At 63.6% G+C, this 26664-nt stretch carries 22 protein-coding genes and 1 pseudogene; 7 read left to right on the top strand and 16 right to left on the bottom strand.

The annotated features are described in order from the left end of the window. Positions 1 to 178 precede the first annotated feature (178 nt). From KBX17_RS09580 to KBX17_RS09540, 9 genes and pseudogenes are all read right to left on the bottom strand, one after another. A complete protein-coding gene (locus KBX17_RS09580; protein ID WP_256019588.1) occupies positions 179 to 871 on the bottom strand; it encodes an RNA methyltransferase in 693 nt (230 codons plus the stop codon). Beyond that, positions 843 to 1481 (bottom strand): orotate phosphoribosyltransferase, encoded by a 639-nt coding sequence (gene pyrE, locus KBX17_RS09575; protein WP_256019587.1) that lies wholly within the window; start codon positions 1479 to 1481, stop codon positions 843 to 845. Before pyrE ends, KBX17_RS09580 begins: the two co-directional genes overlap by 29 nt. 18 nt (positions 1482 to 1499) lie before the next feature. Beyond that, complete coding sequence (locus KBX17_RS09570) at positions 1500 to 2861, bottom strand: hypothetical protein (RefSeq protein WP_256019586.1); 1362 nt, start codon at positions 2859 to 2861, stop codon at positions 1500 to 1502. Positions 2862 to 2939: 78 nt separating this feature from the next. Further along, positions 2940 to 3779 carry a sulfurtransferase gene (locus tag KBX17_RS09565; protein ID WP_256003765.1) on the bottom strand — a complete coding sequence of 280 codons (840 nt, stop codon included), beginning with the start codon at positions 3777 to 3779 and terminating at the stop codon, positions 2940 to 2942. A 14-nt stretch (positions 3780 to 3793) separates the two neighbouring features. Continuing rightward, the gene (locus KBX17_RS09560) at positions 3794 to 4192 is read right to left on the bottom strand and encodes a DUF4265 domain-containing protein (protein WP_255996123.1); all 399 of its coding nucleotides are present in this window, start codon (positions 4190 to 4192) and stop codon (positions 3794 to 3796) included. A gap of 63 nt (positions 4193 to 4255) precedes the next feature. Further along, positions 4256 to 5287, bottom strand: a complete 1032-nt coding sequence (adhP, locus tag KBX17_RS09555) for an alcohol dehydrogenase AdhP (RefSeq protein WP_255996125.1) — start codon at positions 5285 to 5287, stop codon at positions 4256 to 4258. A 111-nt stretch (positions 5288 to 5398) separates the two neighbouring features. Continuing rightward, positions 5399 to 5713, bottom strand: a pseudogene (locus KBX17_RS09550) (ATP-dependent chaperone ClpB); the annotation flags it as partial. A gap of 816 nt (positions 5714 to 6529) precedes the next feature. Further along, on the bottom strand, positions 6530 to 8062 hold the full coding sequence (locus tag KBX17_RS09545; protein ID WP_255996127.1) for an aldehyde dehydrogenase family protein: 1533 nt from the start codon (positions 8060 to 8062) through the stop codon (positions 6530 to 6532). Positions 8063 to 8120: 58 nt separating this feature from the next. After that, positions 8121 to 8549, bottom strand: a complete 429-nt coding sequence (locus KBX17_RS09540) for a hypothetical protein (protein WP_255996129.1) — start codon at positions 8547 to 8549, stop codon at positions 8121 to 8123. A gap of 178 nt (positions 8550 to 8727) precedes the next feature. On the opposite strand from KBX17_RS09540, the gene KBX17_RS09535 reads away from it, so the two are divergent. After that, positions 8728 to 9645, top strand: coding sequence for a hypothetical protein (locus KBX17_RS09535; RefSeq protein WP_255998849.1), 918 nt, complete (start codon positions 8728 to 8730; stop codon positions 9643 to 9645). A 130-nt stretch (positions 9646 to 9775) separates the two neighbouring features. On the opposite strand, the gene clpB is transcribed toward KBX17_RS09535, so the two are convergent. Then, on the bottom strand, positions 9776 to 12418 hold the full coding sequence (clpB, locus tag KBX17_RS09530) for an ATP-dependent chaperone ClpB (RefSeq protein WP_256019585.1): 2643 nt from the start codon (positions 12416 to 12418) through the stop codon (positions 9776 to 9778). Positions 12419 to 12874: 456 nt separating this feature from the next. Here clpB and KBX17_RS09525 point away from each other — a divergent pair, with 456 nt between their 5' ends. Then, positions 12875 to 13363: a YafY family protein gene (locus tag KBX17_RS09525; RefSeq protein WP_255995139.1), complete on the top strand. Its 489-nt coding sequence runs from the start codon at positions 12875 to 12877 to the stop codon at positions 13361 to 13363. Here KBX17_RS09525 and KBX17_RS09520 read toward each other — a convergent pair. Next, the gene (locus KBX17_RS09520; RefSeq protein ID WP_256019584.1) at positions 13360 to 14748 is read right to left on the bottom strand and encodes a sodium/glutamate symporter; all 1389 of its coding nucleotides are present in this window, start codon (positions 14746 to 14748) and stop codon (positions 13360 to 13362) included. The genes KBX17_RS09525 and KBX17_RS09520 overlap by 4 nt on opposite strands. A gap of 73 nt (positions 14749 to 14821) precedes the next feature. Between KBX17_RS09520 and KBX17_RS09515 the strand changes: the two genes are divergently transcribed. Then, positions 14822 to 15742 carry a hypothetical protein gene (locus KBX17_RS09515; protein WP_255995138.1) on the top strand — a complete coding sequence of 307 codons (921 nt, stop codon included), beginning with the start codon at positions 14822 to 14824 and terminating at the stop codon, positions 15740 to 15742. Here KBX17_RS09515 and KBX17_RS09510 read toward each other — a convergent pair. After that, positions 15739 to 16530: a carbon-nitrogen hydrolase family protein gene (locus KBX17_RS09510; protein WP_255998843.1), complete on the bottom strand. Its 792-nt coding sequence runs from the start codon at positions 16528 to 16530 to the stop codon at positions 15739 to 15741. The two genes, KBX17_RS09515 and KBX17_RS09510, sit on opposite strands and share 4 nt — an antisense overlap. A gap of 90 nt (positions 16531 to 16620) precedes the next feature. On the opposite strand from KBX17_RS09510, the gene KBX17_RS09505 reads away from it, so the two are divergent. Genes KBX17_RS09505 through KBX17_RS09495 form a run of 3 tightly spaced genes read left to right on the top strand, consistent with a single transcriptional unit; the run spans position 16621 to position 19840 of the window. Beyond that, the gene (locus tag KBX17_RS09505; protein WP_256019583.1) at positions 16621 to 16851 is read left to right on the top strand and encodes a hypothetical protein; all 231 of its coding nucleotides are present in this window, start codon (positions 16621 to 16623) and stop codon (positions 16849 to 16851) included. Further along, positions 16852 to 18039, top strand: coding sequence for an alpha/beta hydrolase (locus KBX17_RS09500; RefSeq protein ID WP_256019582.1), 1188 nt, complete (start codon positions 16852 to 16854; stop codon positions 18037 to 18039). Between the two features lie 49 nt (positions 18040 to 18088). Then, complete coding sequence (locus KBX17_RS09495) at positions 18089 to 19840, top strand: pyruvate dehydrogenase (protein ID WP_256019581.1); 1752 nt, start codon at positions 18089 to 18091, stop codon at positions 19838 to 19840. Between the two features lie 605 nt (positions 19841 to 20445). Here KBX17_RS09495 and KBX17_RS09490 read toward each other — a convergent pair. The 4 genes from KBX17_RS09490 to dnaK form a co-directional block, all read right to left on the bottom strand. Continuing rightward, on the bottom strand, positions 20446 to 20847 hold the full coding sequence (locus tag KBX17_RS09490; protein WP_005288272.1) for a heat shock protein transcriptional repressor HspR: 402 nt from the start codon (positions 20845 to 20847) through the stop codon (positions 20446 to 20448). A 24-nt stretch (positions 20848 to 20871) separates the two neighbouring features. Further along, the gene (gene dnaJ / locus KBX17_RS09485; RefSeq protein ID WP_005288270.1) at positions 20872 to 22071 is read right to left on the bottom strand and encodes a molecular chaperone DnaJ; all 1200 of its coding nucleotides are present in this window, start codon (positions 22069 to 22071) and stop codon (positions 20872 to 20874) included. 136 nt (positions 22072 to 22207) lie between these two features. Next, on the bottom strand, positions 22208 to 22948 hold the full coding sequence (grpE, locus tag KBX17_RS09480) for a nucleotide exchange factor GrpE (protein ID WP_005288267.1): 741 nt from the start codon (positions 22946 to 22948) through the stop codon (positions 22208 to 22210). Positions 22949 to 22957: 9 nt separating this feature from the next. After that, a complete protein-coding gene (gene dnaK, locus KBX17_RS09475; protein WP_256019580.1) occupies positions 22958 to 24823 on the bottom strand; it encodes a molecular chaperone DnaK in 1866 nt (621 codons plus the stop codon). Between the two features lie 294 nt (positions 24824 to 25117). Between dnaK and KBX17_RS09470 the strand changes: the two genes are divergently transcribed. Further along, the gene (locus KBX17_RS09470) at positions 25118 to 26638 is read left to right on the top strand and encodes an AI-2E family transporter (protein WP_005288260.1); all 1521 of its coding nucleotides are present in this window, start codon (positions 25118 to 25120) and stop codon (positions 26636 to 26638) included. The last annotated feature ends 26 nt before the right edge of the window (positions 26639 to 26664 follow it).

The following is a 26664-nucleotide window of genomic DNA, read 5'->3' as shown; positions in this document are numbered from 1 at the left end:
CGTTCGAGTGACTGCGCTGCGCAAAACTTTACATGCGTTCAAACTTATGCTTACAAACGTGCAGGTAGAGAATTTCTAGCGCTCTACCAATATCATCGGAATGTCAACTTTTGCACACGGGACATCCGGACCGAGCCCGGCACCAATTTCACCGGCGCTGCGGCGGCCCCGCTTGCCCTCACCACGCGTGGGAAAGGTCTGCGTGCTGACGGATCCACGTGTGCATCGCAATCCCAGCCGCAACCCCCGCATTGATGGACCGTGTCGATCCGAACTGCGCGATCGAACACGTCATCACCGCCGCCTCCTGGGCTTCCGCCGTCACGCCGGGACCTTCCTGGCCGAACAAGAGGACACAATCGCGGGGCAGTTCGGCTGTCTCGAGGGGCACGGAGCCGGGAGTGTTATCGATCGCGACGACAGCAAGGCCCCGCTCGGTCGTCCATTCCAGCAGGTCATCCACTGTCTCGTGGTGGATGATGTGCTGGTAGCGGTCAGTCACCATCGCCCCGCGCCGATTCCACCGCTTGCGACCGACGATGTGGACCGTCTCCGCCATGAAAGCGTTCGCCGTACGGACGACGGTGCCGATGTTCATGTCGTTCTCGAAGTTCTCGATCGCGACGTGGAACGGGTGCCGCCGCTGATCCAGATCCTCCCGGATCGCCTCGAGCGACCAGTACCGGTAGGCATCGACAACGTTGCGGCGATCGCCGTCCCGAAGAAAATCCTGGTCGTAACGGGGATCAGTGGGCCACTCCCCTTCCCATGGGCCGACACCGTGGCGGCCTTCCTGCCACTCGGTGGGGCCGCGGTCATGCGGGCCGCGGTCGGACTCGGGGTTATCCAAGGTCGAGGTCTTCGAGGCCAAGGAGGTGGCGGTAGGTGAGGCCGGCGTCGTTAAGCGCTTGGGCGGCACCCGTGGCACGGTCGACGACGGTGGCGACCGCAACCACCTCGGCACCCTCCTCGCGGCACGCCTCGACGGCGGTGAGCGGCGAGTTGCCCGTAGTCGTGGTGTCTTCAACGACCAGCACGCGCTTGCCCTCGATGGATGGGCCCTCGATACGGCGCTGCATGCCGTGCTTTTTGGTTTCCTTGCGGACGACGAACGCGTCGATACGGCGACCGGCCGCGTGCATGATCGCGGTGGCGACCGGGTCCGCGCCGAGGGTGAGCCCGCCGACGGCGTCGAAGTCGAGGTCGGAGGTCATCTCGCGGATGAGCTTGCCGATCAGCGCGCTCGCCTCATGGTGCAGAGTCGCCCGGCGCAGGTCAACGTAGTAATCTGCCTCGGCGCCGGAGCTCAGCGTCACCTTGCCGTGCACGACCGCGAGCTCCTTCACCAGCTCTGCAAGACGGGCCTTGTCGCGCGGGTTAATCCCCGGGTGGGTGCCCTCGGGGTACTGCTTGCCAGTCGGGTTCGCGGGATTGAAGTCACGCGCGGGGGTCGCATAGTCAGGCTGCTGTGGAGTATTCATGCTCCCCAGGGTAGCTGTTCAGCGTTCAGACTCGCTGCCCCCGTCGCGGAAGATGGAAGGGGGTAGGGGTTTGCGGGTGACGCGGGTGCCGTCGTTAAGCATGCGCCTGCGCTCGCCCGTCGCGATGGCGTTGACCTCGTCCGATCCGACTTCGCGGTCCTCGATTGGGCCGCGCGCGCCGCCGGTGAGACGCGTGGGCATTTCGACGGGATCTTCCGGGCGCACCACTTGCGGCCGCGACGGCTCCTCGGGTTCCTGGGGTTGCGCCGCGCTGGGCATCTGCGGCTCCCCCATCTCGCGCGACGGGCTGGCCACCTCCAGCGTCGGCCAGGTTTGCGGGGGGAGGGTGCGCGCTGCGTCGGCAAGCAGCGCCAGCGGGGCGAAAACGTCGTCCCACTCAGGCTCGTCCAGCTGCGCAATCACCCACTCCGTCTCGAACCACACCGCCGTGACCTGCGCCGGAAGCATCTCGACGGCCGTCTGCACACGGATATCAATCATCCGCTCAACCGGCCCCGCATCCGACGCCAGCACCGTGAACCCTTCGAGCTCAGAGACCTTCACCAGGTCCTCCGCCGGCCCCTCAACGCCGCGCCGCATATCGACGACAACATCACTCGGCATCCCCGTCCCCATCGCCACCACCGGCGTCCCGGCAATATCAGCAATGCGCGTTTCATGCCCGAAGCGCGTCCCGGTCAGCACGTCCTTGAGCACAACGCCTGACGACGCTGCCCCCCGCGTCCACTCATCCGCCAAAAACTCATCTTCCTTGGCGTAGGTGAACCCGTTCTCCTCACCCCACTCGCGCCAAGCTTTGCGGTTCTTCGGGGTCCTGGGTTTTGGCTTTTCAGCGGTGGGTTCGTCCTGAGCGGCGGGATCGGTTTCGGCGGGTTCGGCGGACACGTCGGAGTTTCCGCGTTTGGCAGACTTTGCGGCCTTTCCGAGCTTCGGCAGCTTCCAACGTGTGGACGCCTTTCTCGCCGTTGGCTCGGCCTCACGTTCGGGGGTCGGCTCCGGTTCGCGTTCCTCCTCGAGCGCGGGGTCAGGCTCGGGCTGCGACTGCGTTTCCTCAGCAGACTCCACAGGAGCCGACTCCTCAGTCGGCGCCGGCTGCGCGGCGGGTTCTGCCGGGGCAGGCTCCGCCGCCGCGGCCTCGGACACAGTTGGTTCAGCCGGCGGCTCCGGAACCGCGCCAGGCTCAGCGGCAACAGGCTCGGCGGCCTCGGTCGCAGGTTCTGGCGAACCCGGTGCGGCCCCCTCCACAGGTCGCACCGGTTTCGCGGCACGAGCAGCCTTCTTCGCTCGCGCATCCGCGCGCCACAAAACGCCCGCCCCGGCAAGGGCGAGTACGGACAGAGCGAATAGTGCGAGACCCATCGATAAGCACTCTAGTAGTAGGGGCCGACAGTCACCGCGGAGGCTCCGATCAAATCAGGACCAGAAAACCCGCCCGAGCTACACCTCGCGCTCAACCGGGTTGCTCGCATCCGCCGACCATTGCGACCACCCACCGATGTAGTGGGTAAGAACCGGCAGGCCAACGTGCGCCATCGCAGCGAGCAACTTCGCGGAGTGGTTGCCTGACCCGGAGTACGCAATGGCCGAGGCGGGATCCGTGTCGTGGGTGATCCCCAACTTCGCGAACTGTTCGAGGATGTGGGAGTTGTCCAGGATCTTGCCGGAATCGTCGAAAAGCGACTCGACAGGCAGGTTGCGCGCGCCCGGAATGTGCCCGGACTTCAGGTCGAGTCGCTCGCGTTGGCCGCGGAAGCGGGAGGGCTCGCGGGCGTCGATAAGCGTGCTCTTGTAGCGGCGCACATCCTCAATGTCCGCCGTCGGCAGCGACCCGGGCTTGACCTCCTGCTCCGTGTGCACAGCGACGGGGCCGGGGCCGGCGACCGTTTCGTAGCCGCGCGCGTGCCACGCGGCGAATCCACCGTCGAGGATGCGGACGTCCTCCACGCCGGCCCACCGCAGCGTCCACCACGTGCGAGCCGCGAAAATCCCCTGGCCAGTGTCGTAAATGACTACCGGGCGGCCAGGCTCGATCCCCCAACCGCGGAACGATTCGATGAGACGATCTAGCGTCGGCAGCGGGTTGCGGCCCACCTGCGAGCCCGGCATGCCGACGAGCTGCAAAGAAGGCTCGCAAAACAGGGCGGTTGGAATGTGTTCAGACTGAAATTTCGACCACGCATGGCCCTCACGGGCATCCCACAACGCGGCAAGAATAGTGAGCTTTTCGCCAGTTCGGATCTGTTCACGCAGGTCTTCGGAGGACACATAGACGCTCATGGCCCCCACAGTACCTACGCCAACGAGATGATGCCCTGCGCCTCCAGGCCGTCAAGCCACTCGCGGATGCCTTCCCTCGGCGCGTCCACGCTTATCGACGCCCCCAACATCCCCCCAGGCCCAACCTCAACCCTGCACCCAAACGCCAGGAGAGTCTCCGCGATATCCGTCGGGCCGGGCTCCTGAATGAGAATCCGAACCGTTTCCGCGCCGCCCTTGACCACCGTCTGGTTCACATGCAGATGGCCGCCCACCCGAACGCACTCGACAATGTCACCCACGGCCAGGCTCGTGTCCAGGAAAGGTACCGACGCCACCACAAAATGCCCGCCGCCCAAGTCGTGAGCGGCGAGCTCCTCATTCTCCACGCCGGGGAGCGCGACGCGGGTGGTGATCGTCGTGGTCGGCTGCATGCATGCAGTCTAGAGCAGTTTGCTTATCGACGGCCCCTTGTACGCGCTCCCGTCCCGTACCGGCTAGTACTTGATCGCCATGCGACCGCTGATTTTGCCCTTGCGCATGTTCTCAAACACGTCGTTGACGTCGTCGAGCTCGCACGCAGTCACATGCGGCTTGACCAGGCCGCGGGCGTAGAAGTCCAGGGCCTCCGCCATGTCCTGGCGCGTACCAACAAGCGAGCCGCAGATGGTGATGCCGCGCAGCACGATGTCGAAGATCGGTGCCGGGAAGTCCCCCGGAGGCAGGCCGTTGAAAACGATCGTGCCGTCGCTGCGGCTCATCGCGATGGCCTGGCCGAACGCGTCCGGGTGGACTGCCGTGACCAGCACGCCGTGGGAGCCGCCGTCAGTGAACTCTTGGACCGCCTCGCCCGGGTCGCGGTCTTTTGCGTTGACGGCGAACTCGGCACCGAGCTCGCGGGCTAGCTCGAGCTTGTCGTCCGCGACGTCGACGGCGATGACGCGCATGCCCATTGCTACGCCGTACTGCACCGCGAGGTGGCCCAGGCCGCCGATGCCGGAAATCGTCATAAACTGGCCCGGCTTGGTCTGGGCTTCCTTGAGGCCCTTGTACACCGTGACACCTGCGCAGAGGATCGGCGCGACCTCAACCGGGTCGACGCCATCCGGGATGCGGGGAGCGTAACGCGTGTCCACCAGCATGTACTCGCCGAAGGACCCGTCGACGGTGTAGCCGCCGTATTGGGCGTTGTGGCAATAAGTTTCGCGGCCGGTGCGGCAGAACTCGCACTCGCCGCACGCGGACCAGAGCCAGGCGTTGCCGACCATGTCGCCGACGGCCACCGTGTGCTCACCCGGGCCGAGCTCGACGATTTCGCCCACGCCCTCGTGGCCGGGTACGAACGGTGGCTCCGGCCTGACGGGCCAGTCGCCTTCGACGGCGTGCAGGTCGGTGTGGCAGATGCCGGAGGCGTGCAGCTTCACCAGTGCCTGGAAGGGACCCGGCGTGGGCAGATCCAAGTCACGGACATTGACATCGGGGCCGAATTGCTCAGCAACGGCGGCTCGCATGGTGGTTGGGGTGGACATCGCAACGGTTCCTTTCCAGTCGGAGGGTGAATATGTTGCGAGTCACATTAGGAGTTTCCAAGAGGAAAGTAAATAGAAAACGACCCGTGTTACCGGATCGTTTTCTCCCAATCACTTCGCGTTGACGTCAAGCGTCTCCCCTTCCGGATCGGCGTCCACCCGCACCGCGTCACCGTCGCGGATCTCACCGGCGAGGACTTCCTTGGCCAGTTTGTCGCCGATCTCCTTCTGGATCAGGCGACGCAATGGGCGGGCGCCGTAGGCGGGGTCGTAGCCACGGTCGGCAAGCCAGCGCTTCGCGGGATCAGAAACCTCGAGAACCAAGCGGCGTTCCGCGAGCCGCGCAGCCAACCCGCGCAGCTGGATGTCCACGATCCCGACGAGCTGGTCTTGGGTCAGCGCGTCGAACACGACGACGACATCCACAACTTCGTCGCCGACATCAACCACATCGACAGCACCATGTTCGAGGGGTGGTGAGCATGCTCGTCGCATCAGAGCTTTACGACGCCGCCGACGCCCCCCGCACCGTCAGCTCCCGCACCCGCACCCGTGGCGACGACATCACCGACCACAGCTCCGACCTGACTTCCCAAGGCTTCAACGGGACCGCCGCCGACGCGGGGAAGGCACTGCTCCGGGGGTTTGGACACAGCCTTTTCGGCCCGTCTGTGAAGTTGGATGAGGTTGCGGAGATTCTCTGGCAGGCCGCGATGTCTCAAGAAAATATAGAGCGGATGATAGAAACGGCACTCAAGACACCGCTACTTCTGGGGACCGAGTTGTACCTCACCAAGCTTCTAGCCGAGCTCCGGCTGTACTCCCTCATCCTGGATTTCGGATGCTCTGAGTCGATCAATGCAACATGCATGGCCGACTACGAGCCGGATATCGAGAGGTTAGCGCATAACCTGGATAAAACCCCGCAACAAATCCACGATGAGCTCTACGCGAAAGCACCTGACCACGTGAAGCAAATCGTCGACGAGACGGGTGCCATGCTCCTCGAAGGAGGCCCGGGAGGATACACAGTGATGGTCGGTCCGAGTGGTCAGGGCGTGCCGACCAACCCCGCGTCCATCTCAATCCTCTCTCCCGGCGTTGGCTCAGGTGACCCGAACAAGCTGGCAGGACTCGTATCCCAAGCGCAAGACGTGGCCGACCACAACACATTGAGAAACGGCGAAGGCCAAGCAGCGGTGATGTGGCTGGGATACTCCCGGTCAAGCCCGCGCTCCGGGACTAGAACAGCCCGGTGGGCTTCTCGGAGTAGGACACGAGCAGATTCTTCGTCTGCTGGTAGTGGTCGAGCATCATCAGGTGGTTCTCACGGCCAATGCCGGACTGCTTGTAGCCACCGAACGCCGCGTGCGCCGGGTAGGTGTGGTACTGGTTCACCCACACACGGCCTGCCTGAATAGCGCGGCCAGCGCGGTAAGCGGTGTTTCCGTCGCGCGACCAGACACCGGCACCGAGACCGTAGATGGTGTCATTTGCGACGCTGATGGCCTGGTCGAAGTCCTTGAAGGTCGCCACCGACAGCACCGGGCCGAAGATTTCCTCCTGGAAGATCTTCATCGAGTTGTCACCCTTGAACACCGTTGGCTCAATGTAGAAGCCGCCGCTTAGACCGCCCATGCTGGTCACATCGGTGTTCACCTTGCCGCCGATCAAGGTTTCCGCGCCCTCCTGCGGCGCCATCTCGAGGTAGCCGGTGATCTTGTCCATTTGCTCCTGGGACGCCTGCGCACCCATTTGGGTCTCGGTGTCCAGTGGGTTACCGGTCTTGATCTGGCGCACGCGCTCGATTCCGAGCTCCAAAAACTCCTCGGCGATGGACTCTTGCACCAACGCACGCGACGGACAGGTACACACTTCACCCTGGTTGAGGGCGAACATTGCAAAGCCCTCGATGGCCTTAGCGCGGAATTCGTCATCATGGGCGAGCACGTCCTCGAAGAAGATCGACGGGGACTTGCCGCCAAGCTCGAGCGTCACCGGGATGATCCTCTCCGCGACCGACTTGTTGATCAGCTTGCCGACGTCCGTCGAACCAGTGAACGCGATCTTTGCGATCCGGTCAGAACCGGTCAGCGCGACGCCGGCCTCATCGCCGAAGCCGTTAACAATGTTGACCACGCCGTCTGGAATGAGATCACCGATGATGTTCATCAGGTAAAGAATCGATGCTGGGGTCTGTTCCGCCGGCTTCATCACCACGGCATTGCCCGCCGCCAGCGCTGGGGCGAGCTTCCACACGGCCATGAGGATCGGAAAGTTCCACGGAATGATCTGACCGACAACGCCCAGCGGCTCGTGGAAGTGGTAGGCCACAGAGTCGTCGTCAAGCTGCGAAAGGCGACCCTCCTGCGCGCGGATGGCACCCGCAAAGTAGCGGAAGTGATCGATGGCCAGCGGAATGTCAGCGGCAAGAGTCTCGCGCACAGCCTTGCCATTTTCCCACGTCTCGGCGACCGCGATTTCCTCGAGGTGCTCCTCCATGCGGTCCGCGATGCGGTTGAGGATCAATGCGCGCTCCGCCGCAGAAGTTTTGCCCCATTCCGGCGCAGCCTTGTGCGCCGCATCAAGCGCTCGGTCAATGTCTGCCTGCGTGCCTCGTGCGACTTGGCAGAACACCTCACCCGTGACCGGAGTGGAGTTGTCGAAGTACTCACCGTCCGCCGGAGCAACCCACTGACCGCCGATGTAGTGGTCATAGCGCTTCTCGAAGTTAACGATCGAGCCCTCAGAACCCGGGTTAGCGTACACAGTCATGGTCTAGTCCTTTCTAAAACGAGCTGAATATTTTGTGCTCCAAAATACACGAAAGAGTTTAACGGTTGAACGCCTCGTCCACCACCGGACGCAGAGCGAAACCAATCAGGCCTGTGATCAGGAACAGCAGGGCAACGCCAGCTGCCAGCAGGCCGCCGACTCCGGCAACGGAGAGGGAGGAGCCTGCGGGGACGGAGCTGGACTCGCTTTCCTTACCGGCGCAGGCGCCCATGGACTTGGTGTAGGTGACGATGGGAGCGGCCACTTCCGGTCCATTTTCAAGAAGCTTCGTCTTGGCAATGTCGACGAATGCGTCAAGACCGCCGCCTCCGATCACTGAACCAGCAACAGCGCCAATCACACCCTTCAGATCCAAGCCGAGCAGCTTTCCGTTTTCCTCTGCCTGAGCCGGCGTCAGTTCGAAGGTGCCCCCTTCCCTCTTATCAGCCTTGATCTGATCCATCTTCGGGGTCTTGGAGGCATTCATGAATGCGATGTAACGGTAATAATCCGACTGCTCAAAGCGGAAAAGACACCAGGCCAACCGCCCGGCCAGCCCAAGACAGCCCGGCAAGCGAACCGGCCCCATGTGGATAACCCGCCAAATTCCACAGCCAAACGGGCCCGTAGGTGCGCCGCCCGGTGCGATAAGTCAGGCTGGGTGCATGAATTCGGGGGATGAACTGATCAATCTGCGGCGTCACAAAGCGGGCAGCCCGGTGTGGGCAGCCATCGAAACCGGCCACATGGTCAAACTGGCGCCGACCCAGGCCGTCCGCAGCGACTACTTCCGTTCGCTGGTGCCGCATGAGAGGGCCCGACTCGTCGCCATCGCCACTGGCCGGGGCGTGCCGAAATCCATCGCAATCGGACGCACCGCCGCGCGCATCCACGGCATGTGGGTGGTTACGCGATCGAAAGAAACCGCCGAACTGACCCGCGGCGCTCACCCCTGCACGACCATGCCAGAGGGTCAACGTTGTCGGCGCATGAAGCTGCGCCCTGAAGAGATCACGCTTATCGACGGCGCCCGCACCCTCACCCCATTCCGCACCGCCGCCGACATTGCCGCTACGTATGGGCTGGTGGAAGGCCTGGTGGCTATGTCTTGGTTGAAGTACAGCGGGTGGGGAATTGGGAGGTTGCGTCGAGAAGCGGAAAGGCTTGGGCCGGTTAAAGGGATCGCGACAATTCGACAGTGCATCGAGTTGAGCAGTCCGCGCGCGCTGTCTCCGTTTGAGCCGTATGCGCAGGGGCTGTTCGTCGAAGCCGGAATTGAAGGCATCCGGATGCACCCGCGGCTGCCTCTTCCCGGTGGGCGGTACATCGAGCCCGACCTGATGATCGGTGACCGCGTGGCCGTGGAAATCGACGGGGATGCGAAGTACGACGGCGTCACCTACGGATCCCTCGACGACATCAGCCGCGGCGAACTGAAACGGCAGAAACTGCTGATCAACACGGGCCTGGAAGTTGTGCGGTTTTCGCCGCGGGAGCTGTTAACGAACCCCGAGTACTGCATCGAGACCTTGCGCGGCGCGATCGAGCGGGCCAGCCGCCGCCCAAGCCAACCCGGCAAATAGCTAGAACCAGACAGCTAGATTGCCCGGTTCTCGGCCCGAAACGGAGCTTTCTAGTCGTCTGGTTCTAGTCAATCGGAATGGTGGGGGGCGCGGTGGGGTCGAGGTGGGGACTGTCGGGCCTGCCGCAGCGCTAGTTGGCGTCTGCGGCGTCGGCGCCGGCGTGCGCGGCTCCGTCGCCAGCACCCTCACCAGCGTCAGCGGCCTCGCCGGCACCGCCAGCACCAGCACCGCGGGTGACGGTCAGCGTGTCCGCGTCCGGGCCGACCTCAACGAGCACGGCGTCACCGTCGCGGATCTCTCCGGCCAGTACCTCGCGGGCCAGCTTGTCGCCGATCTCCTTCTGGATCAGGCGGCGCAATGGGCGGGCGCCGTAGGCGGGGTCGTAGCCGCGGTCGGCGAGCCAGCGCTTGGCGGCGTCGGAGACGTCGAGTGCAAGCCTGCGTTCCGCGAGCCGCGACGCGAGCGAACGCAGCTGGATGTCCACAATGCCGACCAGCTGGTCCTGCGTCAGCGGATCGAACACGACCACGTCGTCGAGGCGGTTGATGAACTCCGGCTTGAACGCCCGCTTCACAGCCTCCATGATCTCGTCCCGCGAACCACCGGCACCCAGGTTGGAGGTGAGGATGATGACGGTGTTGCGGAAGTCGACGGTGCGGCCTTGGCCGTCGGTAAGCCTGCCTTCGTCAAGGACCTGCAGGAGGACGTCGAAGACGTCCGGGTGGGCTTTCTCGACTTCGTCGAAAAGCACGAGCGAGTACGGGCGACGGCGCACGGCTTCGGTGAGCTGGCCGCCGGCGTCGAAGCCGACGTATCCCGGAGGCGCACCGACGAGGCGCGCGACGGAGTGCTTCTCGCCGTATTCGGACATGTCGATGCGGATCATGGCGGATTCGTCGTCGAAGAGGAACTCCGCGAGCGACTTGGCCAGCTCCGTCTTACCCACACCCGTCGGGCCGAGGAAGAGGAAGGAACCGATTGGGCGGTTCGGGTCGGCGATCCCGGCGCGCGAACGGCGCACAGCATCCGACACCGCGTTGACCGCCTCGTGCTGCCCGACGACGCGCCCGCCGAGCACGCTTTCCATGTGCAGCAGCTTCTCGGTCTCGCCTTCCATCATCTTGCCGGCGGGAATGCCCGTCCAGCTGGACACAACGTCCGCGATGACATCCGGCGTGACTTCTTCCGTCAGCATGGTCTTCGCGCTTGCCGACGCCTCCGCCGCCTCCACCTGCGCCTCCAACTCCGGGATGCGACCGTATCGCAGCTCCGACACCTTGGCGAAGTCACCGTCACGTTCAGCGATCTCGGACTGGTTGCGCAGATCTTCCAGCTCTTCCTTGGCGTGCTGGACCTTGTCGATTTCGGACTTCTCGTTCTCCCAGCGGGCCTTCATCTCGCCGAGTTTCTCGCGCTGGTCGGCGAGTTCCTGACGCAGGGCGTCGAGACGCTCGCGCGAAGCTGCGTCGGACTCCTTTTCCAGTGCGATCTCTTCGATCTCGAGACGGCGGACGACGCGCTCAAGCTCATCAATCTCCTGCGGGGAGGAGTCGATCTCCATGCGCAGGCGCGAGCCAGCCTCGTCGACCAGGTCGATGGCCTTGTCCGGCAGGAAGCGGTTGGTGATGTAGCGGTCGGACAGGCTTGCCGCCGCGACCAGCGCCGAGTCCTGGATGCGGACACCGTGGTGCACCTCGTAACGGTCCTTCAGGCCGCGGAGGATACCGATGGTGTCTTCCACACTCGGCTCGCCGACATACACCTGCTGGAAACGGCGCTCCAGGGCGGCGTCCTTTTCGATGTACTTGCGGTACTCGTCAAGGGTGGTCGCACCGACCAAGCGCAGCTCGCCGCGGGCCAGCATCGGCTTGATCATGTTGCCGGCATCCATCGAGCCCTCGCCGGTGGCGCCGGCACCGACAATAGTGTGCAGCTCGTCGATGAAGGTGATGATCTCACCGTCGGAGGACTTGATCTCATCCAGCACGGCCTTGAGGCGTTCCTCGAACTCGCCGCGGAACTTCGCGCCCGCGACCATCGAACCCAAGTCCAAGCTGATCAGCGTCTTGCCCTTCAGAGATTCCGGCACGTCGCCCGCGACGATGCGGCGGGCCAGGCCCTCCACGATCGCGGTCTTACCCACGCCCGGCTCACCAATCAGCACCGGATTGTTCTTCGTCCGGCGGCTTAGCACCTGGACGACGCGGCGGATCTCGCTGTCACGCCCAATGACCGGGTCGATCTTGCCCTCCCGGGCGCGTGCCGTCAGGTCGGTCGAGTACTTCTCCAGCGCCTGGAACTGGCCTTCCGGGTCCTGCGTGGTCACCTTCTGGTGCCCGCGTACCGACGGAAACGCCCCCTTAATGGTCTCGTACGTCGCACCCCGCTTCTTCAGCAGGTCAGCGGCATCGTCCGAACCGCGGGCGATGCCGGCGAGGAGGACTTCTGTGGAGACGTATTCGTCGCCAAGCTCGCTGGCGAGTTCCTGCGCCGTGTTCAGCGCGTTAAGGCCGTCGCGGTTGAAGTTCGGGTTGGCCATGTTCTGGCCTTCCGCCTTCGGGTAGCCATCGACAATGTCGGCGGCTTCCTTCACAACGGTTTGCGGGTCAACGCCGGTCGCCTTCAGCACCGGCGCGGCGATGCCCTCCTCCTGGGAGAGGATGGCCTGCAGCAAGTGCGCTGGACGGATATCCGGGTTGCCGTTGGCCGAGGCCGTCTGCAGCGCCTGCTGGAGAGCTTCCTGTGTCTTTGTAGTGGGGTTGAATGAGCTCACGAGGGGCTCCTTTCTGAATGCTTTTGTTCTAAATGCCTAACTCCACGCTAGGTGGTCGCTCACTTCAACGCCCGCAAGGTTGAGTCTGTTCCACTCAAGGCTAAAAAGCTTGACGACGCCCCGCCCCCTCTGGCCCTTTCCGTCTACATGCGGACATGTGCGCTCCTGCCGTTGCGGTCACCGATGTCCTAGTTGCGACCGTTCATCGGGTTCTAGCAGCAGTTTCGTACGAGCGAGAACTAGGGCTTTTATGCCCTGGTTCTAGCGGCACCAAAATCGCTGCTCAAGACATAAAAACGCCAACGATGCGGTCAGTCATGCCCACAACCGCTGGCGAGCACATATCCACCAAACTAACCTAACGGCAGATTCATCGCGGCAACCACGGCCGTGGGGCTGTGTGGATCGTGGGGGACAAGCAGAGATCGTGGGAGACAAAAGAGGGGGAAACAGGCCATGACAAACAAGGCCGAAGCGAAGGACGTTGGATCGATCTTTGAAGGTCGCCCCAAGTGCCCACCGTTTCTACGAGGCGCGATGTTGCTCGCGCTTTTGCAAACCAGGCAAACATTCACAGGTAGCGAGCTTGCGGAGCGGATCGGTGTCAACGATCGCACGCTGCGCAGGTACATCGGAGAACTCGGCGCGTTGGGATTCGAGGTCGAGGGCCGCCCCGGATTCTACGGCGGGTACCAGCTCAAGAGCGTCGATGCTATCCCTCCCCTCATCTTCAGCGAGGATGAAATGGAAACGATCCTGGCAGGTCTTGCATACATCAGGTACCCGGAGGACGAATATGCCGAACGGGCAAATGACCTCGAAGAGCGCATCAGGAAGCTTCTCCCCGAAGCGTTCCTCGAGTCGCTGCGGATGCCCCTCCTCAAGAAGTACGGGGAGGGTTATCAGATGAGGGTGGAGGCGAAAGCGTCGAAAAGCGGGGGTTAGATCGCGTTCTTGATCCTCGTACTGCCTGAACCGTCAGTCCCCACTCCTGTTTGGCCGTCGGCGTATTTCTTCGCGGGGGCCCATTTGAGAACAAAACTCATGACCAGAATGCCCGCCGCGATCGCGGTGGAAATCCACCCGAATCCGCCGGTGAAGGAGGCGATGACGGCAATCGGCGCGAGAATGGTCATGCCGATCTCGAAGGGGGCGAAGCCGACGTAGGCCACGCCGTATTCGTTCAGGGTGCCGGATTTGAGCTTCGGGTCGGCCATCTTGAGCAGCGCGATACCGGTGGCCACAGCGGCGGTTGCCCAGCCCCAGCCGAAGAGCCCGCGCTCGATCCAGTGTTCACCGAAGTAGAGCGGCGCCATGACCAGCAGGTAGAACAGGCAGAACACCACGCCGAGAACGAACAGCAGCACGAGCGCCTGCCAGTAGTCCGCCAGCGCGGCGGGAACGATGGAGGCGATACCGAACGCGATCATGTAGTCGGTCGCAGCACCGGAGATGGCACTAACGGTGTCTTTGTCCAGGTAGTTCGGGCGGCGCACCAGGCGCAGGCCAAGGCGGCCCAGCAAGCCGATGACGAACGACAGGGCGTACAAGGGAATGGAGACGTTGGGCCATTGGGCCTTGATTGCGTCGTTAAGCACATAGGCAATGAGCACGGTGAAAACGATGAAGCCGGCGTGCAACGCGAGCGGCTCGATCGACGACGGGTTGGTCGTGGCTTTACCGATGGATGGGCGCTCATCTTCGTTCTCGATGTAGCCGGATCGGAGGTCTTCCGGCAGTTCGCCCTGCAGCTCGGTCGTCTTGCTGGCGCGAATGCCCCAGTTGGCCACGATGACACCGCCGACGATGGCGACAAGCGTGCCCACGGTCGCGGCAGTGAAACCGAGCGAGGATGCGCCTTCCACACCGATGTCCTCCAGCGAGGACCCCACGGCCGCGGCGGTACCGAAGCCACCGACGAAACCGACCGGCAGCATCATGCCGAACCAGTCTTCGGTGCCGAACACGGGCTTGAACAGGTAGAGGCCGAGCAGCACGAACAGGCCCCACTGGAACACGAACATCGTGGTGGAAAACGCCCACATGTTGCGCGCACCCTTAGCCACGGAGCCGCCGAGATCCATCGAGTACGCCATCGACGCGAACACGACGGCGATGAGGATAGTGGTGTAGGTGCCGACGTTCTCTGAGAAGTTGATCCACCCGAGCACCTCGGACCCGAGCACCAGGCCGAGCAGACCGGCTGTGATCGGGGCCGGCAGCAGCAGCTGCTGGAGCATGCGGATTCGCTGGCGCAGAACGTTGCCGACGATAAGGAGGAGGGATATCCATCCGACGTCAAGCAGCATGTCGTAGGGAGTGAATTCCATGTGCCGGACCCTTCACGAATTGTGCTATGCCGGTTAGCTTAGCGTGCAGCCCGGACATACTAGTGTTTGTTGCATGGCCGAGCTTGATCACATGGCACGGGAAGAGCTGGACGCGCAGCTCACGCAGGTGCCTGAAGCACGCACGCTTATCGACGTTTTATTCACCCCCTCCCCCACACCCTCCGTCGAAGACACTGCCTTGGACCGGCGGCGCCTGGGCGTCACCCCGGAGGATTACGAGGCATTGGCCGACGAGATGGAGCAAGCTCTCTCCCGCGCGCTGGCGCTGGCAGGGCAGCTTCCGGGACGGATGACGGAGGCCGACGAGCGTGAGCTGCTCGACCGCGCCCGCGGCAGGTTGATCGGTATGGCGGCGGTTGCCCGCCGGGCGGACGTGGACGGCATTCCGCCGGCGACGGCCGCGGAGGTCACGGGCGTGTTGCCCCTATTCATCCCGCCGGAGATCAACGGCTCGGGCATGCCGGGCTGCGCTGTCTATCTTGAGGCTCCTGCCCCAGTCGATTACCTCTCCGGCCAGTCGCTGCCGGTCCTGCGGCCGAACGCCGGCCCAGCGGTGAGCGGGGCAGCTGATGCTCTTCAGCAGCAGTGGGAGGAACTCGTCCCTGCCGTTCCTCCGAACGATTACGGTCAGCTCGTCTTCTTCCTGCTTCCGAATCTCCGGGACGGCGGCCAAGCTGGCCCGATTCGCGTGCCGGGCATCGGCGAGTACTGGACTTTCGGCGAGCCGCGCGGCGATGCCATTGACCTCACCCTGCCCGCCGGCGCGCTGGGCGTGACCTTCACCGTCGACGGCACGGGCGAGAGGCTACCGGGGGCGCGTGCGGCGGTGTTTGAGCTGGTGGGGAGGATGGCTGAGGACGTCGAAAAGCAGCAGATGAGTGTCAATCTGCTTGTCGACGCCATCGGTGCCAACGAGCCCGGCATCCGCTCCCTCGCAGAAAAGACGGACTGGCTCAGCCTGACACTGTTTTAAAGGAGCGGCAGCGCTTCCTGCTGCTTGGCGGCCTCGTCGGGGTCGATGTCGACGACGATGACCTCGGGCTCGTATCCGCCCTCGGCAAGGATGCGGCCGTCGGGCGCGACCGCCATCGAGTGCCCCACGCCGGTCGGCCCGGAATTTTTTCCTGCTTCGGCGGAACCACCCGGCCGGGCCTGGTCTGGGGCCATGATGAATACCCCTGCATCCAGTGCACGGGCCCGGGAAAGAATGTTCCACTGCTCGACCTTATTTTCGCCGTCGGCCCAGCTGGTGGGAACCACGATGACCTTGGCGCCTTCGCGGGCGAGCTGCTTGAACTGCTCGGGGTAGCGGATGTCGAAGCAAATGGCCACGCCCACCGTCACGCCCTCATGGGTGAAGGTGTGCAGGTCGGTGCCGGGGCGGACAGTTTTGGACTCTTGGTATTGCGCGGTGTCGAAGGTGTGGATCTTGTCGTACCCCTCATGCAGCCCGTTTCCGGTGATCAGCGCGGTGTTGTAGACGCGGTTGATCTCGCCCTGGCTGTCGGCGGGGCGGAACATGCCGGCGACGATGGTGACGCCGAGCTCGCGAGCAAGCTCGCGCAACCCCGTCGCAAACGGCCCGTCAAGCTCCTCGGCCTGCGTGTCCAGGCGACCGGAGTCGAACGCCTGCGAAGTCGCCTCCGGGCAGACGATGAGTGTCGCACCTTTGTCCGCCGCTTCGCGGATCTTTTCGGACGCCAGCCGGAGGTTGTCCGCCTTGTCGTCGGAAGTGGTGATTTGCACGAGTCCGATACGCATGCGCCCCAGCGTATGTGTAATTCTCGCCGAATTCCACAGGCAAAACGGGGCCTTGTTGCACCTAGTTTGCGGATGGTTTTGGCTAGGGCCATGAGCTACATCGAAACGCCACGTAACCTCCCCGACCTGTCCGAATGGTCCGCACCCACGATGGACGGACTGGCCACTCCCAGCCTCACCGCGACCGCACTCGCCCGCGCGCATGACTCCCTCCAGGCCGCGCTGCGCCGCCGCGACGAGGCCCTCCACGCCCACGACGGCGAACTGCACAGCTTCGTCGCCGACGCCGTCCACGTCGACGACACGGTCTTCGGAGGATAAATGCTGGTCACATCAGAACTCACCGCCGCCGCGTCCAGCTTGCGGTCCGCGCGCACCAGCGCCCTTTCGCGTATCGACGACACCTCCCACCACCTCACCTCCCTCTCCTCCACCGGCTTCGCCGGACCGGCCGCCGATGCCGGGCTGGGCCGTCTGGCTGATCTCGGGCGCGCCTTCGATGGGCCCGCCGACCAGATGAATACTGTGGCCAGGATCTTGGAGGACGCCGCCACAGCGCAGGCCGCCCTCGACCTCGCAAATGAAGTCCTCAGGACAGCGATCGTTCCCCCGCCCGCCATAGCGGCCCACCGCGCCGCCGTCGTCAGCCTGGCCCTGGCCGCCCGGATGCTCGACCAGGCCTGCGCTTCCGCGATCTCCGGGGCCTGTCTCTTAGAGCACGAAGCCGACCTGGACCGGCTGGCTTTCCATCCCGGGGAGTCGCTGAACGATATCAGCGCGCGGAACATGGGCACCGCCCCCGCATCCGTCCGAGACGCGATCGAGGATGCGGACGGCCTTCTCCTCGAGGCCGGCCCCGGCGGGTACACCGTCATGGTCGGGCCGCGGAGCGATGTTGGCGACGGTGGCGCGGGCGACCTCATCGACCCCAGCTCGGTGACCACCATGGTCTCGGGCGTGTCCTCCGGAACCCCGGAGAAACTTCCCCGGGCCATCGAAGAAGCACAGAACGTCGCCGATGCGACCGGCGGCGCCGTCATCGTGTGGCAAGGGTACGCCCCGCCGCCGGATGTCCCCTCGGGCATTGACCCGTCAGCTGCCCGCGCCGGTGCCGACGACCTCGCAATGTTCCAAATGGCTATCGACGAACGCTTCCCTGACGCCCACAAGATCGTCATCGGCCACAGCTACGGATCGGTCGTGGCCACCCGCGCTGCAATGGATCACGGGCTGTTCGCCGATGACCTGGTCCTCGCCGGTTCGCCCGGAGTCCCGGCGCGCAACGCCAACGAACTCACGCTCGTGGGCGATAACCCGCAGGTCACAGTCGTGGACTCCCCCACCGACCCGATCCGGGCGCTCCGGGGGCCGTTCGGTGCCGTGCACGGCTACAACCCCTCGAGCCCCATCTTCGGTGCCGACCAATTGAACGGGGTGCGCGGTTCCCACACCGATTACTTCACGGACGCGGAGATGCTGGAGGGGCTGGGGCGGATGGCGCGTCGATAAGCGAAAAGCGCGTACGGTGGTGGTGCAACAAAATTGAAAGGAATTTCTTATGGCTAAAGATTTCGCCCACCAGATCGTGGAGACGCTAGAAAAGAACGGCGTCAAGCGCATTTACGGCATTGTCGGTGACTCGCTCAACCCCGTCTCGGACGCGGTCGCGGAGAGCAACATCGAGTGGATTCACGTCCGCAACGAGGAAGCTGCCGCATTCGCAGCCGGTGCCGAGTCCTCCGTGACCGGCGAACTCGCGGTGTGCGCAGCCTCCTGCGGACCGGGCAACACCCACCTTATTCAGGGCCTTTATGACTCCCACCGCAATGGCAACAAGGTGCTCGCCATTGCGTCGCACATCCCCAGCCAGGAGATCGGCTCCAAGTTCTTCCAGGAAACCCACCCGGAGAAGATCTTCCAGGAATGCTCCGGGTACTGCGAGATGGCCAACTCCGCCACCCAGGGCGCGCGCATTTTGCACCACGCGATCCAGTCCACGATGGCCGGCAACGGTGTATCCGTATTCGTCATGCCCGGTGACATCGCCAGCCAGGACGCAGTAGACCTGCCGCTGCTCGAATCCACCATCGCCCGCGGCACCGACAAGCGCGTTTTCCCGGACTCCGGCGAAGCTGCGGCGCTGGTCCAAGCAATTAACGACGCTGAAACCGTGACCCTCTTCTGCGGCGTCGGTGTCCAAAACGCCCGCGAAGAAGTCCTCCAGCTCGCCGAGAAGATCAAGGCCCCCATCGGCCACTCCTTCGGCGGCAAGATGCACATCCAGTACGACAACCCGTTCGACGTGGGCATGAACGGCCTGCTCGGCTACGGCGCGTGCTACGACGCATCCCACGAAGCCGACCTGCTCATCCTGGTGGGCACCGACTTCCCCTACAACGACTGGCTGCCCACCGGCAACGTCGCCCAGATCGACATCAAGGCCGAGAACATGGGCCGCCGCACGAAGGTGCAATACCCCGTCGTCGGTGATGTCAAGAGCGTCATCGAGAACATCCTCCCCCACATCGAGGAGAAGACGGACCGCTCGTTCCTAGACAAGATGCTCAAGGAGCACGCGCGCCTGCTCGAGAACGTGGTCGACAACTACGGCAAGAAGGACAAGGCCACCCCGATCCACCCCGAGTACGCCGCCAACCTCATCGACGAGCTTGCCGACGACGACGCCCTCTTCACCGTCGACACCGGCATGTGCAACGTCTGGGCCGCCCGCTACATCACCCCGAACGGCAAGAAGGATGAGCTCGCATCCTTCCGCCACGGCACCATGGCCAATGCTGTGCCGCAGGCCATCGGCGCTCAAGCCGCCGACCGTGACCGCCAGGTGATCACTTTCTCCGGTGACGGCGGTGTCTCGATGCTGCTGTCCGAGCTCATCACCGTCAAGCTGCACGAGCTGCCCGTCAAGATGATGGTGTTCAACAATTCGTCCCTGGGCATGGTCAAGCTCGAGATGATGGTTGCCGGCCTGAAGGAATTCCAGACCGACCACGACGGCGTCAACTATGCCGACATCGCCTCCGCCGTCGGCATCACCTCCTTCCGCGTGGAAAAGCCGCAGGATCTGCAAAAGACCCTGAAGAAGGCCTTCGCCCACGACGGCCCGGTGCTTGTTGACATTGTCACCGACCCAGACGCCCTGTCCCTGCCGCCCAACTTCGACTGGGCCATGATCAAGGGCTTCACCGAGTCCGCAGTCAAGACCGTCCTCGACGGCGGCATCGGCAACATGGTCGAGCTCGCACGCTCTAACCTCCGCAACATCAAGGGTGCGGCAGCGATCGAGTTCTAGCTTGGTGAGCTAGTTCTCGGAGAGGGTCAGCCTTGTGGCTGGCCCTCTTTTTGGGTTCTGAGGCGGCCCCGCGCGAGTGCCTAGGGTGCGCGTGCGGCGTGCGCCAATTGCGGTGCGCGTGTGGGTTTAGTGCGCCCCTTGGGGTTCACGTGCGGAAAAGTTGACAAACTCGATTTCGATTTACAGACCTCTGGCTCGCCCACCTGCACAAACACAATTTTAGTGAACCCGGCACGTAAACTATTGCGCACGCCGGGCAGCGTGGCCCGGGCTAGGTCCGAGCTAGGTCCAAGTTGGGCACGGGCTAGGCCCGATCGAGCGATCGCACGGGGCCTTGTGCAAAAGATGACAAACTCGAATTCGATTTACCCCCCGAAAAGCTCTCTAACTGCACAGACAGCTCTAGACAGGAATCGGGTTTGTTATCTTTTGCACAACCGCGACCCAAGCGGCCCTCAATCGAACCCAAGACGAACCCGAGACAAGACCGCAAAAGGCCCCCGCATCCCACAATTGCGGGCACAGGGGCCAATGGGGACCGCTGGGACTGCTGAGGGGGCAAAGTCCCCCAGCCGCAACCCCAGCGCCAGCCCCAGTCCCGACCGCTATTGCTGCTGCTGGGTGGACGAGGTCCGACTCCGGCGAGTGTTTCGCGACCACGCCACCACCGCCGTGGAGCGGGGCACGTGGACGAGTTCGCCGCCGCGCCGCTTTTCGCGCTTCTCCTGTGCGAGGAGCTGTTTGAGTTCGGTGTTTTCGTCCTCGAGCTCGTCGATACGCTCGCTGAGGCTGATGATGGTCTTGATGCCTGCGAGGTTCACCCCCTCTTCCTGCGACAGGCGCTGGATGGTCCGTAGCCGGTTGATGTCGCGTTCGGAGTAGCGGCGCCCGCCGCCGGAGGTGCGCATCGGGGTGACCAGGCCCATCCTGTCGTAGGTGCGCAGGGTTTGGGCGTGCATTCCGGTCAGTTCGGCGGCGACGGAGATGACGTAGTATTCCTCATCCATTGGCACTGTGCGTCACCTCCTTTCCTAAACGGCTCCGGCCCAGCCCGCGCGGGGGTTGAAGCCGGAGTCCTTTTCGGCCTGGGCGTAGGCGCGCAGGGCGCTGGAGGCGGTGGCGTCGAGGTTCTTCGGCACGGTGACTTCGACGGTGACCATGAGGTCGCCAGCGTTGCCAGATTTCTTGGGCACGCCGCGGCCTTTCACACGCAGCGTGCGGCCGTTGGGTGTGCCGGCCGGCACTTTGACCTTGACGGGGTTGTCCAGGGTGGGCACGGTGACGGTGCCGCCGAGGGCTAGCTCGCAGAAGCTGACGGGCACGGTGACTGCGAGGTCGTCGCCGTTACGGGTGAACACTTTGTCGGGTCGGACGGTGACGTAGACGAAGAGGTCGCCGGCCGGGGTTCCGTTCGGTCCTGCCTCGCCCTGGCCGGCCAGGCGGACCTTTTGGCCGTCGATCACGCCGGCGGGGATCCGCACGGTGATTGACCTAGTCCGGTGGGTCGTGCCGGTGCCGCCGCATGTCGGGCACGGGTCCTCGACGGTCTGGCCGGTGCCGCCGCAACGGGTGCAGGGCCGGGACATCCCGAACGCGCCCTTCTGCTCGCTGACAAACCCGGTGCCGGAGCAGTCCGGGCATGTTGAGGTTTTGCCGGTCTTCGACCCTGAGCCGTGGCAGTCGGTGCACGGCGCTTCACCGGTCAGCTCGACGGGGATGGTGGTGCCTTTGACGGCTTCGCGGAAGTCGAGTTCTATTTGCGTTTCGACGTCGGCCCCCCGCGTCGGCCGAGCACCCCTGCCAGTGCCGCCGCCGCGGTTAAAGAGGCCACCGAAGAGGTCACCAAGACCGCCTTCCGCAGAAAATCCTCCGCCTTGTCCAAACGCTTCTCCGAATCCGTAGTCGGTGGTGGTGAAGTCTTGTTCCGTGCTGCGAAACCCGCCCGGGAAACCCGAGCCTCCTTTCCCTCCGAAGCGCATGAAGCCTCCGGAGTCCATCATCTTCTTGAATTCGTCGTACTCTTTGCGCTTTGCTTCGTCGCCGATGACGTCGTAGGCTTCAGCGACTCGCTTGAACTTGTCCTCGGCCGCCTTGTTGCCGGGGTTGGAGTCCGGGTGGTATTCCCGGGCGAGTTTGCGGTAGGCCTTTTTAATGTCGGCCGCGGAGGCGGACTTGCTCAGCCCCAGGTCGCCGTAATAGTCCTTGTTGGCCCATTCTTGCTGCATAGCCATGTGCACCCCCTCCTTTCGTCTCAGAGGTTTACTTTCTAAGTGTAGTTTCGCTCAATAAATTCGTTACTAAATAAAGAAGCGGCCAGGGGGAAAGCTTTCTGCTTATCTGCGCTTCCCCTCCGGCCGCATCACCCAACTATTCCGTCGGGCCGTCCGTGCCAGGCGAACCAGCCGGACCGGCCTCATCCGCGGAGCCAGCCGAATCAGGGCCAGCCCCATCAGCCGGGTCAGCGATGATGACCATCGCGTTGCGGATCAGCTTGTCGCCGATCTTGTAGCCCTTGCGCAGCACCGTCCCGATGACCTTGGCGTCACCGGTAGACAGATCCTGCACAGCTTCGTGGATCTCCGGGTCGAAGGCATCACCCTCGGTACCGAACCCCTGCACGCTCTGGTTGTCCAGTACGCCGCGGAGGTTGTCGCTGAACGCCTTCAGGGGTCCTTCGGCCAGGTCGCCGTGCTGTTTTGCGAGCTCGAGATCGTCGATAAGCGGAAGCAGCTGCGCGACGACCTTGGCTTTGGCGGTGTCAGCGATTTGTGCGCGCTCGCGGTCGGTGCGGCGGCGGTAGTTGGCGTACTCGGCGCTCACGCGCTGGAGGTCCTCCGTGCGCTCGGCGAGCTGGAGCTCCAAGTCGCTGACGGTGCCGTCGCCGTCGACGTCGCGGTTGACCTCACGGTCAATGCCTTCACCTTCGGCGAATGCCTCGTCGATTTCCTTGTCTACCGCCGGGTCGGCGAGGGGGTCCTCGGAATCCAGGGCCTCAGCCTCAGCCGCTTCTTCAGCCAAGGTTTCGGTCTGGTCCGGGGAGATGTACTCCTCGTCGGTCGCTTCGGGCGCACCCGGGTTGTCGGGCATCTGCTCGTGCGGGTTCGTCATGGTTGCTCCTTAGTTGTTCCGGGAGTCGTCAGCGTTGTCGGTGTTGTCAGCGTCGTCCTCTTCGACAACCTCAGCGTCGACAACGTTGTCGTCAGCCTCCGGCGCAGCGCCTGCCTGGGTAGCACCGGCGTTAGCGTCAGCCTCGTAGATGGCCTTGCCCATCTCCTGGGACTCGGTGGACAGCTTCTCCACGGCTGTCTTGATGGCGTCGATGTCCTCGCCCTTGAGCGCTTCGTCGACCTCATCGGCAGCTGCGGTGACCTTGGTGCGGATGTCCTCGGAGATCTTGTCGGAGTTCTCGTCCAGGAACTTGCGGGTCTGGTAGGCCATGGACTCCGCGTTGTTGCGGGTCTCCTGCTCCTCGCGGCGAGCCTTGTCCTCGTCAGCGTGAGCCTCCGCGTCCTTGATCATCCGGTCGATCTCGTCCTGGGACAGGCCGGAGCCTTCCTGGATCTTGATCGTGTTCTCCTTGCCGGTGCCCTTGTCCTTGGCGGACACGGAGACGATGCCGTTGGCGTCGATGTCGAAGGTGACCTCGATCTGCGGAACACCGCGCGGTGCCGGAGCGATGCCGCCGAGCTCGAAGGAGCCGAGCAGCTTGTTGGCCGACGCCATCTCGCGCTCACCCTGGAAGACCTGGATCTGCACCGACGGCTGGTTGTCTTCAGCGGTGGTGAAGGTCTCGGACTTCTTGTGAGGGATGGTGGTGTTGCGCTCGATCAGCTTGGTCATCACGCCGCCCTTGGTCTCAATGCCGAGGGAGAGCGGGGTGACGTCGAGAAGCAGCACGTCCTTGACGTCGCCGCGCAGGACACCAGCCTGCAGGGCAGCGCCGAGGGCCACGACCTCGTCCGGGTTGACGGACTTGTTCGGCACGTTGCCGGTGAGCTCCTCAACCAGGGCGGACACAGCCGGCATACGGGTGGAACCACCGACGAGGACGACCTGGTCGATGTCGCCGACGGACATGGAAGCGTCCTTGATCACCTGGTTGAACGGCTCCTTGGTGCGGTCAAGCAGGTCAGAGGTGATTTTTTGGAACTCGGTGCGGGTGAGATTCTCATCCAGGAACAGCGGGTTCTTGTCAGCGTCAACCGTGATGTACGGCAGGTTGATGGATGCCTGTTGAGCGGACGACAGCTCAATCTTCGCCTTCTCAGCAGCCTCGCGCAGACGCTGCAGAGCCATCTTGTCCTTGGTCAGGTCGATGCTGTGCTGAGCCTTGAACTTCTCCACGAGCCAATCGACGATGCGCTGATCCCAGTCATCACCACCGAGCTCGTTGTCGCCGGCGGTAGCCAGCACCTCGACGACACCGTCGCCGATCTCCAGCAGGGAGACGTCGAAGGTACCGCCACCCAGGTCGAACACGAGGATGGACTGCTCGGTGTCAGCCTTCTCCAGGCCGTAAGCGAGAGCAGCCGCGGTCGGCTCGTTGACGATGCGCAGCACGTTCAGGCCTGCGATCTGGCCGGCCTCCTTGGTGGCCTGGCGCTGTGCGTCCTCGAAGTAGGCCGGAACGGTAATGACGGCATCAGTGACCTCGTCACCCAGGTATGCCTCCGCATCACGCTTGAGCTTCATCAGCGTGCGGGCGGAGATTTCCTGCGGGGTGTACTTCTTATCGTCGATGTCAACGTTCCAGTCGTTGTCGCCCATGTGGCGCTTCACCGAGCGGATGGTGCGGTCAACGTTGGTCACGGCCTGGTTCTTTGCGGACTGGCCGACGAGAATCTCGCCGTTCTTCGCAAAAGCGACGACCGACGGAGTGGTGCGCGACCCCTCAGCGTTCGCGATAACGACGGGCTCGCCGCCCTCAAGAACGGAAACGACCGAGTTCGTCGTACCGAGGTCAATACCTACTGCGCGTCCCATTGTGTGATGTCCTCCTGTGTCAAGGTGCGTTTATCAGTGTTTTTCTGTGAGTTGATTGCTCGTCGCTCAACTTCTGCGGGCCACTGTACCACTCGAGGGTGACACCGCTGCGAAGAGTTGAGCTTGACTCACTCAATCTCCACAACCTGCAGCCACACAAAGTTGTTCCCGGTTCGCTCAACTTTCTTCGTTCCCGCTGATCACGCGCGCTTGTCGACGCCACCTCCCCCACACCCGGTGAACGCTGGTGCATCATGACTGTCGCCGAACCGTTACGGAATGCGCCCACATTCGATGTGGACAAAATCGCCCACTCTGGCAGAATGCACAGGCGTGAATAATTCGAACAAGGACGGCACCACCGGCAAGAACACCGGTGGGGATTTCGCCGACACCCTCCTCGACTCGCTTGAGGAGCCGAAGACCCTCCCCACTCCCGCCGACGCGGCACTGGAGATGTCCCACGAACCGATCGACCGCGGCCAGGTCATCGCCAGCGACGGCAAGTCGGCGGCGGCGTGGGCGCTGCGTTTCATTGTCGTCGTCATTGCGACGGCATTCCTGTTCAAGATCATCGGCTTCGTGTGGGTCGGCGTACTGCCGCTGTTGCTCGCGCTGATCTTCTGCACGGTGTTGTGGCCGCCTGTCCGCTGGCTGCGCAACCACAAGGTGCCCGGCGCGCTGGCCGTCTTCATCGTTCTGCTCGCTTTCTTCGGCGCGATCGGCGGCCTGTTCGCCGCAATGGCCCCGACGATCAAGACGCAGTCGGTGGAGCTCTACCACCAGGCCGAAGAGGGTGTCCAGCGCATCCTGGACTGGGTGGAAACCTCCGCCCCGTTCGACGTGGACACCAGCCAGATTGAGCAGGCCATCAGCCAGGCGGGCGACTTCGTCCGCGGCCAAGCCTCCAACATCGCGTCCGGGGTGGTCACGGGTGTGGGCGCGGTTGCTTCCATCGGTACGACGTTGGCACTGATGCTGGTGCTCACCTTCTTCTTCCTTAAGGACGGTGACCGCTTCCTGCCGTGGCTGCGCAAGTACACCGGCGTGAAGGCTGGCTGGCACCTGACTGAGGTGCTCATGCGCTCCTGGAACACCCTGTCCGGCTTCATCCGCACCCAGGCAATCGTGTCCCTGGTGGACGCTATTTTCATCGGCCTTGGCCTGGTCCTGCTGGGCGTTCCGCTGGCGCCGGTGCTGGCTGTGATCACCTTCTTCGGTGGCTTCATCCCGATCATCGGTGCGTTCACTGCCGGTGCCCTAGCGGTCGTTGTTGCCCTGGTCTCCGGCGGCGTGACTAAGGCGCTTCTCGTGCTTGCGCTGGTCATCCTGGTCCAGCAGCTGGAGGGCAACGTGCTCCAGCCGGTGCTGCAGTCCCAGGCGATGGGCCTGCACGCGGCGATTGTTCTCTTGGCTGTCGCCGTCGGCGGTACGGTCTTCGGCATCATCGGCGCATTCTTGGCTGTCCCGGTGGCTGCTGTCGTGGCCGTCTGGTTCCGCTACTGGGCTGAGATGGTGTCGCTCCGCAGCGGAGAGATCACAGCCGATGACATACAGATAGCCACCCAGCAATCCCAAACGCTGGATTCCCGCGAAGCCTACCTGGCTGTGCGCGACCGCATGCGCTCCCTCGGTCGCCGCAAGGGCCAGACCCAGCTCGACGAGGAAGCGGGCAAGCTCGGCTCCACCAAGGTCCCGCACGATACGATGAAGACCTACGACGAGGAGACACCGGGCGAATCCCGCGCCCTGTCCAAGGAAGCCGTCTCGTCCGACAAGGGGCGCAAGCGCGACCTCGATAGCGACGACGTTTAAACTGCTTATCCGCGCTTCCCCTGAAA

It is taken from the genome of Corynebacterium sp. CCUG 65737, assembly GCF_024454115.1.
GTDB lineage: Bacteria > Actinomycetota > Actinomycetes > Mycobacteriales > Mycobacteriaceae > Corynebacterium > Corynebacterium genitalium.
This window is presented reverse-complemented; position numbering and strand designations above follow the sequence as displayed.

Excerpts from the sequence above, each read along its gene's own strand:
- KBX17_RS09545 (WP_255996127.1), bottom strand. The coding sequence starts at position 8,062 with ATGACTGTGTACGCTAACCCGGGTTCTGAGGGCTCGATCGTTAACTTC.
- KBX17_RS09510 (WP_255998843.1), bottom strand. The coding sequence starts at position 16,530 with ATGCGTATCGGACTCGTGCAAATCACCACTTCCGACGACAAGGCGGAC.
- KBX17_RS09470 (WP_005288260.1), top strand. The coding sequence starts at position 25,118 with ATGTGGACAAAATCGCCCACTCTGGCAGAATGCACAGGCGTGAATAAT.
- dnaK (WP_256019580.1), bottom strand. The coding sequence starts at position 24,823 with ATGGGACGCGCAGTAGGTATTGACCTCGGTACGACGAACTCGGTCGTT.
- KBX17_RS09500 (WP_256019582.1), top strand. The coding sequence starts at position 16,852 with ATGCTGGTCACATCAGAACTCACCGCCGCCGCGTCCAGCTTGCGGTCC.
- KBX17_RS09565 (WP_256003765.1), bottom strand. The coding sequence starts at position 3,779 with ATGAGCGTCTATGTGTCCTCCGAAGACCTGCGTGAACAGATCCGAACT.
- KBX17_RS09515 (WP_255995138.1), top strand. The coding sequence starts at position 14,822 with ATGGCCGAGCTTGATCACATGGCACGGGAAGAGCTGGACGCGCAGCTC.
- KBX17_RS09535 (WP_255998849.1), top strand. The coding sequence starts at position 8,728 with ATGAATTCGGGGGATGAACTGATCAATCTGCGGCGTCACAAAGCGGGC.
- pyrE (WP_256019587.1), bottom strand. The coding sequence starts at position 1,481 with ATGAATACTCCACAGCAGCCTGACTATGCGACCCCCGCGCGTGACTTC.
- KBX17_RS09540 (WP_255996129.1), bottom strand. The coding sequence starts at position 8,549 with ATGAATGCCTCCAAGACCCCGAAGATGGATCAGATCAAGGCTGATAAG.
- adhP (WP_255996125.1), bottom strand. The coding sequence starts at position 5,287 with ATGTCCACCCCAACCACCATGCGAGCCGCCGTTGCTGAGCAATTCGGC.
- KBX17_RS09520 (WP_256019584.1), bottom strand. The coding sequence starts at position 14,748 with ATGGAATTCACTCCCTACGACATGCTGCTTGACGTCGGATGGATATCC.
- KBX17_RS09570 (WP_256019586.1), bottom strand. The coding sequence starts at position 2,861 with ATGGGTCTCGCACTATTCGCTCTGTCCGTACTCGCCCTTGCCGGGGCG.
- KBX17_RS09505 (WP_256019583.1), top strand. The coding sequence starts at position 16,621 with ATGAGCTACATCGAAACGCCACGTAACCTCCCCGACCTGTCCGAATGG.
- grpE (WP_005288267.1), bottom strand. The coding sequence starts at position 22,948 with ATGACGAACCCGCACGAGCAGATGCCCGACAACCCGGGTGCGCCCGAA.
- KBX17_RS09525 (WP_255995139.1), top strand. The coding sequence starts at position 12,875 with ATGACAAACAAGGCCGAAGCGAAGGACGTTGGATCGATCTTTGAAGGT.
- dnaJ (WP_005288270.1), bottom strand. The coding sequence starts at position 22,071 with ATGGCTATGCAGCAAGAATGGGCCAACAAGGACTATTACGGCGACCTG.
- KBX17_RS09560 (WP_255996123.1), bottom strand. The coding sequence starts at position 4,192 with ATGCAGCCGACCACGACGATCACCACCCGCGTCGCGCTCCCCGGCGTG.
- KBX17_RS09490 (WP_005288272.1), bottom strand. The coding sequence starts at position 20,847 with ATGGATGAGGAATACTACGTCATCTCCGTCGCCGCCGAACTGACCGGA.
- KBX17_RS09495 (WP_256019581.1), top strand. The coding sequence starts at position 18,089 with ATGGCTAAAGATTTCGCCCACCAGATCGTGGAGACGCTAGAAAAGAAC.